Genomic DNA, 13,976 nt, shown 5'->3' with positions numbered 1-13,976 from the left:
CTTGGCAGTGAGGGCGCAGCATAGCCCTCGGTCGAATGACGAAGTGCTGACGTTAACGTTCGCTTCTGCCCACCCCTGCAGGCCCTGCTGCCAGCATGCGCCCGGCCAGTCGAGAGAAAGGCAGGCTTTGCAGCCACACAGTGCCAGGCCCGGTCAGCCTGGCGAAAAACACGCCTTCGCCGCCGAACAGCATCGACTTGATGCCGCCACCAACCATGCGGATATCGTAATCGACTGTCTGCGTCATGGCCGCCAGACAGCCGGTATCGACATCCAGCGATTCACCTGCCGCCAGCTCGATCTTGCGCACTGTGCCGCCCATGTGCACGAATACCCAGCCGTCGCCTTCCAGCTTTTGCAGAATGAAACCTTCGCCACCGAACAGGCCAGTGAGGATTTTTTTCTGAAACTGGATACCAATGGATACACCTTTAGCACCGGCCAGAAAGCTGTCCTTCTGGCAGATCAGTTTGCCGCCGAAATCACGCAGGTTCAGTGGCAGGATGGTGCCGGGGTAGGGCGCTGCAAACGCCACGCGTCCTTTGCCCGAACCCTGTTGCGAAAACACCGTGGTGAACAGGCTTTCGCCGGTCAGCATGCGTTTGCCTGCACCGAACAGCGAGCCCAGCAGCCCTGAAGACTGGTTTCTGCCGTCGCCGAAGATGGTTTCCATCTGCACGTCGCAGGTCTTGTACATCATCGCCCCGGCTTCGGCGACGGCGCTTTCGCCGGGATCAAGCTCCAGCTCGACAAATTGTGTTTCCGCACCATACAGCTTGAAGTCCACGCCATCGGTGGTCTGCGCCAGGCCATAGCCGCCCGAGGCGTTCGGGTCTGGCGTGAATGAGGGACGCTTGGCAGGAGGTGCAGGTGCCGCAGGTGTGGATGCCGCCTGTGCGGGCAGCCCGGACGGCCTCGGCTGGATCATGTCTGGCGTCGGGTCCGGGAAGGGCGTCACGCCGTCCTTCTTCATAGCGCGCACCTGCGCCACCTGATAGATCGGTTGCCAGTCCGGCATGCCCTGTTTCCAGCACCATGCGCCGGGTGACTCACGGGCAATCAGCCGTGCAGCGTCCGCATCCATCGGGCCAAGCTGTCGGCCCGCATTCATCACAAACCATTGTTCCAAAGCGTCTACTCCCGAGCGAATCGTGACAGTCGTTTGTGCGCGCGTTTTTGCGCGATATCAGAGGCTCAGGCGCATGGACAGGTCCACGGCCTTCACGTCCTTGGTCATCGCACCAATGGAAATGTAATCCACACCGGTCTCGGCAATCACCCGCAGGGTGTCGTCATTGATGCCGCCGCTGGCTTCCAGACGGGCGCGGCCTGCGGTCAGCCGCACGGCTTCGCGCATGTCATCGAGGCTGAGCTCATCGAGCATGATGATATCGGCACCTGCGTCCAGCGCCTGCTTGAGTTCACTAAGGCTTTCCACCTCGACTTCCACAGGCTTGCCCGGCGCAATCCGGTGGGCTGCCTCTACTGCCTGGGCAATGCCGCCACAGGCTGCGATATGGTTTTCCTTGATCAGAAACGCGTCGTAAAGACCGATGCGATGGTTATGACAGCCACCGCAGGTGACGGCGTATTTCTGCGCCAGGCGCAGGCCCGGCAGTGTCTTGCGGGTGTCCAGCAATTTGACCTGGGTGCCCGAGACCATGTCTGCGAAGTACTGCGCACGCGTGGCCACACCCGAAAGCATCTGCAGAAAATTGAGCGCGCTGCGTTCGCCGGTTAGCAGCGAGCGAGCCGGACCTTCCAGGTGAAACAGCGCCTGATTCGGGCTGACCCGGTCGCCATCGGTCACCTGCCAGTGCACCGCCACGCGAGGGTCCAGTTGGCGGAAGACCGTATCGACCCATGCGGTGCCGGCGATCACCGCTGCATCGCGGGAAATGATGGTGGCCTTGGCCAGCCGTTCCGCCGGAATCAATTGGGCGGTGATATCGCCGCTGCCGACATCCTCAAGCAATGCGCGGCGCACATTGGCTTCGATCTCGGCGGTCAGGTCGGCAATTCGTAAATTCGGCATAGCGGGCTCCAGTAGCAAAGTCGTCCGAGTATAAGGCACCGCACACCGCTAACCCACCTGCGGCGATGCTCCGGTGCAGCGTTGAGAACATGCAGTTGGTCGGTTTGGCAAATTCGTTTGCGATGGAAAGCGAATATCGCGGTCTATCGCAGCATATGAGTGCCTTGTCACAGTTCCAACGACAACCATAGAAGTGTCACTGGCGTTGATGACAAGTTTTGAAAGATAATCCGACTTGTAATTGACGTCATGACTTTGACGTTTTGCAAGGCCAAGCGGGTCGCTTCACAGTGCGAGGGTAGCAAGCCACGTTTGTGATGGGGTTCAGGTTGTTTCCTGTCAGGGGGTGTAATGCCGAACGACGAAAAAGTAGTGCCGTTGAGCAAACTGCTCCCCGCGCAGGGGGCCGGTACTCCTTTGGCCCGATTACCTGTTGTGTTGTTGCAGGTCCGCGACAAGGCGGCCCAGCAGCTCAAGGATGCGTTGCAGGCGCTGTTCGACAACGCCGACGATACGCTGTTCGAAATGGCTGACCGCGCCCGCAGCAATACTGATCAGAACATCTTCTTTGAAGCCATGCGCGACCTGCGCCTCAAGCGCAAAAGTATCGAGCGTGGCTTCCTCGACAAGTTTTATGAGTCTTTTCTGGCTTTGGGCCAGTATCAGATTCACGAGCCCGTGCTGCCCACCGCCGTGTCGTTCGATAAGCTGGCGCTGGTGCATAACGATGATCTCGAGAAGACCGTGGCTGTGGATGCTATGGTCAGCAAGGTCATGAGTCGTGACAGCCTCGCGCTGGGCCAGCTCACTGCACGCCTGAATGTTCTGATTCCGCAAGCTATCGCCGAGGATTCCAACCCGTTGGGTCCGGCAATGCTGTGCCGGTTTTTCCTCGATGCAGGACGTAGCCTTGGCGTCGAGATCAAGGTCAAGCTGATCATTCTCAAACTATTCGAGAAATACGTCCTGGCCAATACTGACCACCTTTATAGTGAAGCCAATCAACTGCTGATTGCCACGGGTGTGTTGCCGGACATGAAAGCACTGCCGGCCCGTCGATCGTCTGATCGGGCGGCTCCCAGGAATCGCGTCTCCGAGATGTCCGATCCTGCGCTGAATGAAGCCGCCGACAAGCTCGACAAGGGGGTGCAGGAGGTTTTCTCTGCCCTGCAGGAATTGTTGCTGCAGGTTCGCGGCAACCTTGCTCCGCGTCATGAGCCCAATGCCGAGGTTCGGCCGATTTCCAGCAGGGACCTGCTGCGCCTGCTTTCTCACCTGCAGCAGTACGTCCCGTCTCAAGACACCGCAGACGATTTTGACCTGCGCAATCAGCTGGAACAGTTGCTGACCCGAGTCAACGTCAAAACCGGCAAATTCAGGATTGTCGGCGGCGGCGACGAGGATGTGATCAACCTGATTGCCATGCTCTTCGAGTTTATCCTTGATGATCGCAACCTGACGCCTTCATTGCGTGCGCTGATCGGGCGCTTGCAGATTCCGATGCTTAAAGTAGCTGTGCTCGATAAAAGCTTTTTCAGCCGCGGCAGCCATCCGGCCCGCCGCCTGCTCAACGAAATTGCCACTGCCGCGCTGGGTTGGGGCAGCCGTGATGACTATCAGCGCGACTCGCTTTATCAGCGCGTCGAGCAGATCGTGCAGCGCCTGCTCAATGACTTTGTCGATGATCCGGCAATCTTCTCTGAATTGCTGGCGGATTTTCTGGCGTTCACCAGTGACGAACGTCGTCGCAGCGAGCTGCTTGAACAGCGCACCCGCGATGCCGAAGAGGGGCGCGCTCGTGCCGAACTGGCACGGCAGCAGGTGCAGCATGAGTTGAATCAGCGCCTGCTGGGCCGCACATTGCCGGAGATGGTTGTGCGTCTGCTGCAGGAAGCCTGGAGCAAGGTGCTTCTGCTGACCTGTCTCAAGCATGGCGAAGAGTCCAGCGAATGGCAGGCCGGACTGGCAACCATGGATGAGCTGATCTGGAGCGTCGAACAACATGACGACCCCCAGGCGCTGCAGCGCTTGCTCGAGCTGGTGCCCGGGCTGCTCAAGTCCCTGCGCGATGGCCTGACCAGCGCTGCGTTCGACCCGTTTGCCACCAGTGAATTCTTCAGCCAGCTGGAATCGCTGCACGTTCAGGCGTTCCAGCACTTCTCGCGCTTGCAGGAAGGTGGTGATGATGCACAAGGTGGTGATACGTCGTTGACAGGCGCACAGCTCGTTGAAAGCCCGCCGATGATGGCCGTTGTTGAAGAAATCGTTCTGGTCACCCCCGAAGAGCGGATGCTCAATGAGCCGACTGTGCAGCTGCCTGCCGACGATGCCGGTCTGCAGATGGTCGACAAATTGCGCGTCGGTTGCTGGGTCGAGATTCAGGAAGATGAAGAGCACAAGCTGCGCTGCAAACTGACCGCGATTGTCGAGCCGACCGGGCGCTATGTGTTCGTCAACCGAACCGGCATGAAGGTCCTGGAAAAGACCCGTACCGGTCTTGCCATCGAGTTTCGGCGCGGTGCCGTGCGGATTCTCGATGATGCGCTGCTGTTCGACCGGGCACTGGAATCGGTCATCAGCAACCTGCGCAAGCTCAAGGGTGCCTGATCGTTATCTGATTGACCGTCTTGCCGACGCTCCGCATTGGCATGCAGTTCGACGATCTGCGTCACACGTCTCTGGTGTATAGAGCGTGTTCCTACACCGCGGGTCAACGGCTAAACCTCCACATCCATTCCTGTCGCGGGCATAATCAGCGCCACTTATCCGCCCGTTCAAGGAGCGCTCATGCAACTGGACTCCGCAAGCGGCTGGTGCGATGGCGTACAGCATTGCCCTTCACCCAACTTCAATGCGCGGCCCGAAGGCGAAATCTCGCTGCTGGTCATCCACAACATCAGTCTGCCGCCTGCGCAATTCAAGACCGGCAAGGTGCAGGCTTTCTTTCAGAACCAGCTCGACAGCACCGAGCATCCCTACTTTGTGGGGATTGCCGATCTGCGCGTTTCAGCGCATTTTCTGATTGAACGTGATGGCGAGGTCATTCAGTTCGTCTCCTGTCTTGATCGCGCGTGGCACGCAGGGGTTTCCAGTTTTCAGGGTCGTGAGGGCTGTAATGACTTCTCTGTCGGCATTGAGCTGGAAGGAACTGACGAGCAGCCGTTCACCGAGGCGCAGTACCACGCTCTGATCGAGCTGACGCGTCAATTGCGTCAGGCTTTCGTGGCAATCACCCCCGAGCGCATCTGCGGTCACAGTGACATAGCGCCGGGACGCAAGACTGACCCAGGCCCCTTTTTCGACTGGGCCAGGTTTCAAGCGGCTTTGCTGGATTGATGTGAGGGACGAACAATGAGTTTTCTGGTGCTACTGCTGGCCGTTCTTGTCGAGAAGTTTTCGGCGCTGCGTCAGCGCGTTCAGCGTGACGGGCCCTGGCTGAAGGAACTGGCCAGGCTCGAAGCCAGCCCGCGGACGGCGGCACGTCCCTGGGTCATGCTGGCGCTGCTGGTTCTAGTGCCTGTCCTGCTGCTGCAACTGGCGCTGACCATCATCGGCTCGGTGGCTTATGGCTGGCTGGTCCTGCCTATCCACCTGCTGGTGCTGATCTACAGCCTGGGTCGGGTTGACCTGATCGCGGTACTCGGGCCGTTTCGTGATGCCTGCAGGCGTGGTGATACGCAGGCCGCGGTGCACGTGGCCGGGCGCGACATGGGTGTACAGGCAGATAACGGCGAGCAATTGCTGCACGGCGTGCAGGGCTACATGCTCTGGCAGGCGTTTCAGAGTTTCTTCGCCGTTATTTTCTGGTATTTCGTGCTCGGCCCGGTAGCGGCATTGGCCTACAGGCTGTTGGCGCTTGCCGCTGAACAGGGTACGACACCTGCACTGGTAGAGCGGGCAGGGCAACTGCGCCACGCCTTTGAATGGGTGCCGGTCAGGCTGCTCGCCGCAAGCTTTGCGCTGGTCGGCAACTTTGTAGCCGTGAGTCGCGTGATGTTGCACGAACTGCTCAACTGGAACATCAGCGCCGCACAGCTGATTACGCGTGTGGGTTGCGCTGCCAGCGAGGTGCCGCCGCCGGTGATCGGTCCGCAAGGTGTTACCGGTCTCGACATGCTCTGGGAGCTGCTGGTTCGTGCTGCGATTGTCTGGTACGCAGGGTTTGCGTTGTGGACCCTGTTGCGCTGATCGGCTCGGCAGTTTTGACCTAACGATTTTGACTTATGCGCTGGCCGTACGAGGCCAGCCGAACAGCTCGCAGGCGTTCTCGGTGCTCGCTTGGGCCAGGCGCTCAGAGGGGATCTTCATCAGGTCGGCGAGCGCTTGGCAAATGTCAGGCAAGTGCTGCGGACTGTTGCGCGTGTAGGGGTGCATGGCAGGTGCCATGTCCGGTGAGTCGGTTTCCAGCACGACGCTGTCCAGCGGCAGCTCGGCGATGACACGATGCATGCGCAGCGCCTGCGGCCATGTCGCTGCGCCGCCAAGGCCCAGTTTGAAGCCCAGCTTTATGTATTCACGCGCCTCTTCACGACTGCCTGCAAAGGCGTGAACGATGCCGCTGCGTTTGAGTTTGTGGCGTTTGAGAGCGGCAATTACGTCAGCGTGACTGCGGCGCACATGCAGCAGGGCGGGCAGCTTGAAGTCTGATGCCAATTGCAGTTGTGCTTCAAAGAGCTTCTGTTGACGTGGCTTGTCCGGATGCTCGACGTAATAATCCAGACCGATCTCGCCCACTGCACACAACTGCGGATGGCCTTGCAGACGCGTCAGCCAGTCCGCCAGCTCGTTCAGGTGTTCGGTCCGGTGCTCATCGATGTACACCGGATGCAGCCCGAAAGCTGCGTGCAGGGCAGGGTTTGCTTCGGTCAGCTCCCACAGCCGCTGCCAGTTGCGCTGATACACGCCGAGCACCACGATGCGCTGCACGCCGAGTGACAGACAGCTATCCAGAACCTGGGCGCGGTCGGCATCGAAGTCCGCAAAGTCCAGGTGGGTGTGGGTATCGATCAGCGTCACATTCACACCTCGTGAATACGTTGCTTGAAGGCGCGTGCAATGGCATGGACGCCAGGCTGATAAGTATCCTTCTCGATAGCGGCCAGGGCTAGTCGCAGCGCCGTGTCGGCGATCAACTGATGCTGCTGGGCCATGGCATTGACGGGCAACGGCAGGAAGTCCAGCAGTTGTGTATCGCCAAAGGTGCCCAGGTGCAATTGAGTCGATTGCAGTGCCTGACTTTGCAGCACATCGAACACGCCTTGCAGCAGCACATAGGACGTGGTGATCAGCGCATCGGGAAAATGCCCCTCACGCTGTAGCATCTCGGTCATCAAACGCTGGCCACACTGACGGCTGAACGCTTCGCCGTGCTCGATGATGGTGGCCCCGGTAAAGCCGTCGAGTGCATGTTCGAAGCCTGCGGCACGTGCGCGACTGATGCTCAGCTCAGGGCGTGCTCCGATCAGGGCGATGTGTCGCGGTCGGGTTTGCAAGAGGCTGCGAGTCAGTTGCAGGCTTGCGTCATGGTCGTCGCTGACTACCGAGCAGAAAAATTCGGGATTCATTTCCCGGTCGATGGCGATGATCGGCATGCCCTTGAGCTGCAAGTCGCGGTAGCTGTCGTCATCAGGTGGCAAGCAACTGGCGACCAGCAGTGCATCGCAACGTCGCGCACGGAAAAGCTGCAAGAGCTGCAGTTCGCTGACAGGGTCGTCATCGGAGCTGGCAATCAGCAGTTGATAGCCGAGACTGCGTGCGCCTTGTTCAAGCAGTTTGGCGATGCGCGCATAGCTGGGGTTTTCCAGGTCCGGCAGGATGAAGCCCAGCGTTTTGCTGTGACGGCTGCGCAGGCCCGCCGCTTGCGGGTTGGGTCGGAAGTCATGCTGCTCGACCACTGCCTTGACGCGCTCGACCGTTGCCGGGCTGATGCGTTGTTGTTCGGCCTTGCCATTGATCACGTAACTGGCCGTAGTGACAGAAACACCTGCCAGACGTGCGATATCGCTCAGTTTCACCCCGAAATTTCCTTTAGTCAGGTAAGTGGCTCTGGACAGTCGAATTATTTTTGCTATGACGATGATCTTTACACCAGACCGTAGGAAATTCCCATGTGCTTCAAGTATTTTGGGAAGTGTCCCACAGTGATCAGCCCGACTGGGCTTCAATGAATCCCTAGAATCGAGTAACGTGCCGGGCAATTGTAGATTAAACGATTCAGCACGCCTGTTGTCTGCTGCAATCGAGATGAAAGTGATGTGCGATACGATGTCCGGACAAGCATCGCTTGCATCCCCCCAAGCTGTCGATCACGTGATCGTCATTAAAACAAGAATCAGGTGGCGCCTTGGCGCTGCACAGGAGTCAAGGCAATGCTCGAACTCACTCTGGAGCAAATATCCATGGCCCGGTCGGCTGTGGATAAAACTGCCGCACTTAAGCTGATTGCCGACCACCTGGTCGCTGATGGCCTGGTTGCCGAGGGCTACCTCACCGGGCTGATGAGCCGTGAGCAGCAGGGCTCGACCTTTCTCGGTCAGGGCATCGCCATCCCGCACGGTACTCCCGAAACCCGCGATCTGGTGGTTACCACCGGTGTGCGTCTGATGCAGTTCCCCGAAGGGGTGGACTGGGGCGACGGGCAAATGGTCTATCTGGCGATTGGTATTGCGGCCAAGTCCGATGAGCACTTGCGTCTGCTGCAACTGTTGACCCGCGCATTGGGTGAAGAGGATCTGGGCCAGGCGCTGCGCGAAGCCAGGACGCCGGAAGACCTGCTCAAATTGTTACAGGGCGCACCTCAGGAACTGGCGCTCGACGCACAGATGATCAGCCTCGGCGTATCGGCCGACGATTTTGAAGAACTGGTCTGGCGCGGCGCACGCCTGCTGCGCAAAGCCGACTGCGTGAGCAACGGGTTCGCTGCCGTGCTGCAGCAGGTTGAAGCGTTGTCGCTGGGTGATGGCCTGTGGTGGCTGCACAGCGAGCAAACCGTCAAACGTCCGGGTCTGGCGTTCGTCACGCCGGACAAACCTATCCGCTATCTGGGCCAGCCGCTGACCGGTCTGTTCTGTCTCGCCAGTCTGGGTGAGGCGCATCAGGCGCTGCTGGAGCGTCTGTGCCTGTTGCTGATCGAAGGCCGTGGTCATGAGTTGGGCCACGCCACCAACAGTCGCGTTGTGCTGGAAGCTCTGGGCGGCGAAGTGCCTGCCGAATGGCCGACCCAGCGCGTCCAGCTGGCCAACGCCCACGGCCTGCACGCCCGCCCGGCGAAGATACTGGCGCAACTGGCCAAGGAATTTGACGGCGAGATCCGCATGCGCGTGCTGGAAAGCGGCGAATCTGCGGTGTCGGCCAAGAGCCTGAGCAAGCTGCTCAGCCTCGGCGCACGCCGTGGTCAGACGCTGGAGTTCATTGCCGAACCGACGATTGCCAACGACGCGTTGCCTGCCCTGATCGCCGCAGTGGAGCAGGGCCTGGGTGAAGAAGTCGAACCGTTGCCCGTTGCTTCAGAGGCTCAAGCTGCGCCAGCGCCTGCTGCTGTAGCCAAGCCGCTCAACGCCCCGGCTGCCGGCAGCGTGTTGCAGGCCGTGCCTGCTTCGCCGGGCATTGCTATCGGCCCGGCCCACGTTCAGGTGCTGCAAATCTTTGATTATCCGCAGCAGGGTGAGTCTGTGGCTGCCGAACGCGAGCGTCTGCACAAGGCGATCGGTGAAGTCCGCAGCGACATCGAAAACCTCATTCAGCGCAGCAAGTCCAAGGCTATCCGGGAAATCTTCATCACCCACCAGGAGATGCTCGAAGACCCGGAACTGACCAACGAAGTCGAGGCGCGCCTCAACAACGACGAAAGTGCGGCTGCGGCCTGGGCCACGGTCATCGAGACCGCTGCCGTTCAGCAGGAACAACTGCAGGACGCGCTGCTGGCCGAGCGTGCCGCCGACCTGCGTGATGTGGGGCGGCGCGTGCTGGCGCAGATCTGCGGCGTCGAAACCGTCGCAGCCCCGGACGAACCTTACATTCTGGTGATGGACGAAGTCGGCCCATCCGACGTAGCCCGTCTGGACCCGGCGCAGGTCGCTGGCATCCTCAATGCCCGTGGCGGCGCGACCGCGCACAGTGCCATCGTGGCGCGTGCGCTGGGCATTCCTGCCCTCGTCGGTGCCGGTGACGAAGTGCTGCTGCTCAAGCCGGGTACCGTGCTGCTGCTCGACAGCCAGCGCGGGCGGCTGACCGTCGCACCTGATGAAGCAACCCTGCAGCGCGCCGCTCAGGACCGCGATGCCCGCGAAGAGCGTCTCAAGGCCGCAGCGGCAGCGCGTATGGAGCCTGCTGTGACGCGTGACGGGCATGCCGTCGAAGTCTTCGCCAATATCGGCGATAGCACCGGGACGCCAGCGGCTGTGGAGCAGGGCGCGGAAGGCGTTGGCCTGCTGCGCACCGAGTTGCTGTTCATGGCGCATTCTCAGGCCCCCGATGAAGCGACGCAGGAAGCTGAATACCGTCGCGTGCTGACTGATCTGGGCGGCCGTCCGCTGGTGGTGCGTACGCTGGACGTGGGTGGCGACAAACCACTGCCTTACTGGCCGATCGCCAAAGAGGAAAACCCGTTCCTTGGCGTACGCGGTATCCGTCTGACCCTGCAACGCCCGGATGTGATGGAAAGCCAGTTGCGCGCCCTGTTACGCGCGGCAGACAGCAGCCCGTTGCGCATCATGTTCCCGATGATCGGCACGCTTGAAGAGTGGCGTCAGGCGCGGGAAATGACCGAGCGGTTGCGCGAGGAAATTCCGGTCAGCGACCTGCAACTGGGGATCATGATCGAAGTGCCATCGGCGGCGCTGATTGCCCCGGTGCTGGCCAAGGAAGTGGACTTCTTCAGCATCGGCACCAATGACCTGACGCAATACACCATGGCCATCGACCGTGGTCACCCGACGCTGTCGGCCCAGGCTGACGGCCTGCATCCATCGGTGCTGCAACTGATCGACATGACCGTGCGCGCTGCGCATGCCAACGGTAAATGGGTGGGCGTATGCGGCGAACTGGCCGCCGACCCGCTGGCGGTGCCGATTCTGGTCGGGCTGGGCGTGGATGAATTGAGTGTATCGGCGCGCAGCATTGGCGAGGTCAAGGCCTGCGTCCGTGAACTGACCCTGAGCAGCGCGCGCCAACTGGCGCAAAATGCGCTGACGGCGGGCAGCGCTGCCGAAGTCCGCGCGCTTGTGGAGGCTGTGTAATGGCTAAGATTCTTACCCTGACCATGAACCCGGCGCTGGACCTGACTGTGCAGTTGGGCCAGTTGGAGCTGGGTCAGGTCAACCGCAGCAATGCAATGCTCACTCACGCAGCGGGCAAAGGCCTGAATGTGGCGCAGGTGCTGGCTGACCTGGGTCATGACCTGACTGTTGCCGGTTTTCTCGGTGTCGACAACCAGCAAGCGTTCGAGGCGTTGTTCGAACGTCGCAACTTTGTTGACGAGTTCGTCCGCGTGCCAGGAGAAACCCGCAGCAATATCAAGCTGGCCGAAGGCAGTGGCCGCATCACCGACCTGAACGGCCCTGGCCCGCAGGTCAGTGAAGAGGCACAGCAAGCGCTGTTCGCCCGTGTGCAACAGATTGCATCAGGTTTCGACGTTGTGGTGGTTGCTGGCAGCCTGCCGCGTGGTGTCACGCCGGAGTGGCTGCACAAACTGTTGGTGATGCTCAAGGACCTCGGTCTGAAAGTAGCGCTGGACAGCAGCGGCCTGGCCCTGCGCGCCGGTCTTACCGCCGGGCCGTGGCTGATCAAGCCCAACACCGAAGAACTGGCCGATGCGCTCGACGCACCGATCATTTCCATCGCCGCGCAAGCCGAAGTGGCTGCTCGCCTGCACACGCAGGGCATCGAGCATGTGGTGATCTCTCAGGGCTCTGAAGGCGTGCACTGGTTCAGTCCAAGTGTGGCGCTGCACTCGCTGCCGCCCAAGGTCACAGTGGCCAGCACGGTAGGTGCTGGCGATTCGCTTCTGGCCGGCATGGTGCACGGGCTGATCAGCGCTCACGAGCCACAGAAGACCTTGCGCACTGCCACAGCGATTGCCGCCATGGCAGTGACCCAGATCGGTTTCGGTATCACCGATGCCGCGCAACTCAAACGGCTTGAAGGCGGCGTCACTGTACGCAGCCTTTCAGAACAATAAGAGAGGATCGTCATGAAGTTAGCCATAGTTACGGCCTGCCCGAACGGCAAGGTCAGCAGCGTACTCAGCGCACGATTGCTCGAAGCGGCGGCATTGCGCCAGGGCTGGGAAACCAGCGTCGAAATCATCGATCCCAACAAATCGGACCAGCAGTTGTCCGCTCAGGACATCGAAGCCGCCGATCTTGTCCTGGTGGTCAATACCGGTCCGGTGGACCTGAGCCGCTTTGTCGGCAAACGCCTGTTTCAGAATTCGCCTGCGCATGCGTTGCAGGATGTCGACAGTTTTCTGCAGCGCGCCGAGCGAGAAGCGCAGGTGCATGTGGCTTCCGAAGCCGCGGCGCCTCAGGCAAGCGGTGATACGGGCGCGCAACCGCGCATCGTTTCGATCACGGCTTGTCCGACCGGCGTCGCGCACACGTTCATGGCGGCCGAAGCGATCCAGCAGGCTGCCAAGCGTCTGAATTACGACCTGCAAGTCGAAACCCAAGGCTCGGTCGGCGCGCGCAACCCGCTCAGCGCCAAGGCCATTGCCGAGGCCGACGTGGTGCTGCTGGCTGCGGATATCGAGGTCAATACTGATCGTTTTGCCGGCAAGAAAATCTACCGTTGCGGCACCGGGATCGCGCTCAAGCAGTCCGAAGCAACGTTGAAAAAAGCCTTGGCAGAAGGCCAGGTCGAGTCCGACGAGGCTGTTGCCAAATCACCTGCCAGGCAAGAAAAGGCAGGTGTGTACAAGCACCTGCTGACCGGCGTGTCGTTCATGCTGCCGATGGTCGTGGCGGGCGGGCTGTTGATCGCTCTTTCCTTCGTGTTCGGTATCACCGCGTTCAAAGAGCAAGGCACGCTGGCGGCGGCCTTGATGCAGATCGGCGGGGAAGCTGCGTTCAAACTCATGGTTCCACTGCTGGCCGGTTACATCGCGTATTCGATTGCTGATCGCCCGGGGCTTGCGCCTGGCATGATCGGTGGTCTGCTGGCGAGTACGCTGGGTGCCGGCTTCATTGGCGGTATCATTGCCGGTTTTCTTGCCGGTTACAGTGCTACCGCGATCAACCGCTACGCACGCCTGCCAGCCAGCGTCGAAGCGCTCAAGCCGATTCTGATCATCCCGTTGCTGTCTAGCCTGTTCACCGGTCTGGTCATGATCTATGTGGTCGGCAAGCCGGTTGCGGGCATGCTGGAAGCCTTGACGCACTTCCTCGACAGCATGGGCACCACCAACGCCATCCTGCTGGGCGTGGTGCTCGGTGCAATGATGTGCGTCGACCTTGGTGGGCCGATCAACAAGGCGTCCTATGCGTTCTCGGTCGGTCTGCTGGCGTCCCAGAGCTATGCGCCGATGGCCACTGCCATGGCTGCCGGTATGGTGCCGCCCATCGGTATGGGCATCGCCACGATCCTGGCCCACCGCAAGTTCGCCCAGAGCGAGCGAGAGGCAGGCAAGGCGGCGTTCGTGCTGGGGCTGTGCTTCATCTCGGAAGGTGCCATTCCCTTCGCTGCAAAGGACCCGTTGCGGGTGATTCCGGCCAGTGTCGTGGGTGGCGCGCTGACCGGTGCATTGTCGATGTACTTCGGCTGTAAGCTGATGGCGCCACACGGCGGCCTGTTTGTGATGCTGATCCCCAACGCCATCAACCATGCGCTGTTGTATCTGCTGGCGATTATCGCCGGTAGCGTGCTGACCGGCGTGGTCTACGCGCTGATCAAGCGTCCAGAGCCGGTGGACATGGAAGTGGCGCCCGCAGGCGCCTGATTACCGGTT

General features: G+C 60.6%; 10 protein-coding genes. 6 read left to right on the top strand and 4 right to left on the bottom strand.

The features are described from left to right. Positions 1 to 52: 52 nt before the first annotated feature. Both AC4ANE_RS23775 and nadC read right to left on the bottom strand, forming a co-directional pair. Complete coding sequence (locus tag AC4ANE_RS23775; protein ID WP_002552041.1) at positions 53 to 1,129, bottom strand: TIGR00266 family protein; 1,077 nt, start codon at positions 1,127 to 1,129, stop codon at positions 53 to 55. 57 nt (positions 1,130 to 1,186) lie between these two features. Continuing rightward, positions 1,187 to 2,035 (bottom strand): carboxylating nicotinate-nucleotide diphosphorylase, encoded by an 849-nt coding sequence (gene nadC, locus AC4ANE_RS23770; RefSeq protein WP_002552042.1) that lies wholly within the window; start codon positions 2,033 to 2,035, stop codon positions 1,187 to 1,189. A 351-nt stretch (positions 2,036 to 2,386) separates the two neighbouring features. On the opposite strand from nadC, the gene AC4ANE_RS23765 reads away from it, so the two are divergent. The 3 genes from AC4ANE_RS23765 to ampE all read left to right on the top strand — a co-directional run bounded on the left by AC4ANE_RS23765 (position 2,387) and on the right by ampE (position 6,223). Beyond that, positions 2,387 to 4,642: a DUF1631 domain-containing protein gene (locus tag AC4ANE_RS23765; protein ID WP_002552043.1), complete on the top strand. Its 2,256-nt coding sequence runs from the start codon at positions 2,387 to 2,389 to the stop codon at positions 4,640 to 4,642. Positions 4,643 to 4,822: 180 nt separating this feature from the next. Further along, the gene (gene ampD, locus AC4ANE_RS23760) at positions 4,823 to 5,371 is read left to right on the top strand and encodes a 1,6-anhydro-N-acetylmuramyl-L-alanine amidase AmpD (RefSeq protein ID WP_002552044.1); all 549 of its coding nucleotides are present in this window, start codon (positions 4,823 to 4,825) and stop codon (positions 5,369 to 5,371) included. A gap of 15 nt (positions 5,372 to 5,386) precedes the next feature. Next, positions 5,387 to 6,223, top strand: coding sequence for a regulatory signaling modulator protein AmpE (ampE, locus tag AC4ANE_RS23755; RefSeq protein ID WP_002552045.1), 837 nt, complete (start codon positions 5,387 to 5,389; stop codon positions 6,221 to 6,223). A gap of 33 nt (positions 6,224 to 6,256) precedes the next feature. Here ampE and AC4ANE_RS23750 read toward each other — a convergent pair whose 3' ends face one another. Continuing rightward, positions 6,257 to 7,057 (bottom strand): TatD family hydrolase, encoded by an 801-nt coding sequence (locus AC4ANE_RS23750; protein ID WP_031596376.1) that lies wholly within the window; start codon positions 7,055 to 7,057, stop codon positions 6,257 to 6,259. After that, positions 7,054 to 8,049, bottom strand: coding sequence for a catabolite repressor/activator (gene cra, locus AC4ANE_RS23745; RefSeq protein ID WP_004658635.1), 996 nt, complete (start codon positions 8,047 to 8,049; stop codon positions 7,054 to 7,056). Before cra ends, AC4ANE_RS23750 begins: the two co-directional genes overlap by 4 nt. A 354-nt stretch (positions 8,050 to 8,403) precedes the next feature. Between cra and ptsP the strand changes: the two genes are divergently transcribed. Genes ptsP through AC4ANE_RS23730 form a run of 3 tightly spaced genes read left to right on the top strand, consistent with a single transcriptional unit; the run spans position 8,404 to position 13,967 of the window. Continuing rightward, positions 8,404 to 11,271: a phosphoenolpyruvate--protein phosphotransferase gene (ptsP, locus tag AC4ANE_RS23740; protein ID WP_031596377.1), complete on the top strand. Its 2,868-nt coding sequence runs from the start codon at positions 8,404 to 8,406 to the stop codon at positions 11,269 to 11,271. Further along, on the top strand, positions 11,271 to 12,212 hold the full coding sequence (gene pfkB / locus AC4ANE_RS23735; RefSeq protein WP_002552049.1) for a 1-phosphofructokinase: 942 nt from the start codon (positions 11,271 to 11,273) through the stop codon (positions 12,210 to 12,212). The genes ptsP and pfkB overlap by 1 nt, the downstream gene beginning before the upstream one ends. 12 nt (positions 12,213 to 12,224) lie before the next feature. Further along, entirely contained in the window at positions 12,225 to 13,967 is a 1,743-nt protein-coding gene (locus tag AC4ANE_RS23730) for a PTS fructose-like transporter subunit IIB (protein WP_031596378.1), read from the top strand. Positions 13,968 to 13,976 lie beyond the last annotated feature (9 nt).

Source organism: Pseudomonas sp. Pme6b (assembly GCF_058129925.1).
The sequence above is the reverse complement of the archived record's forward strand: the minus strand, read 5'-3'. Positions and strand labels throughout refer to the sequence as shown.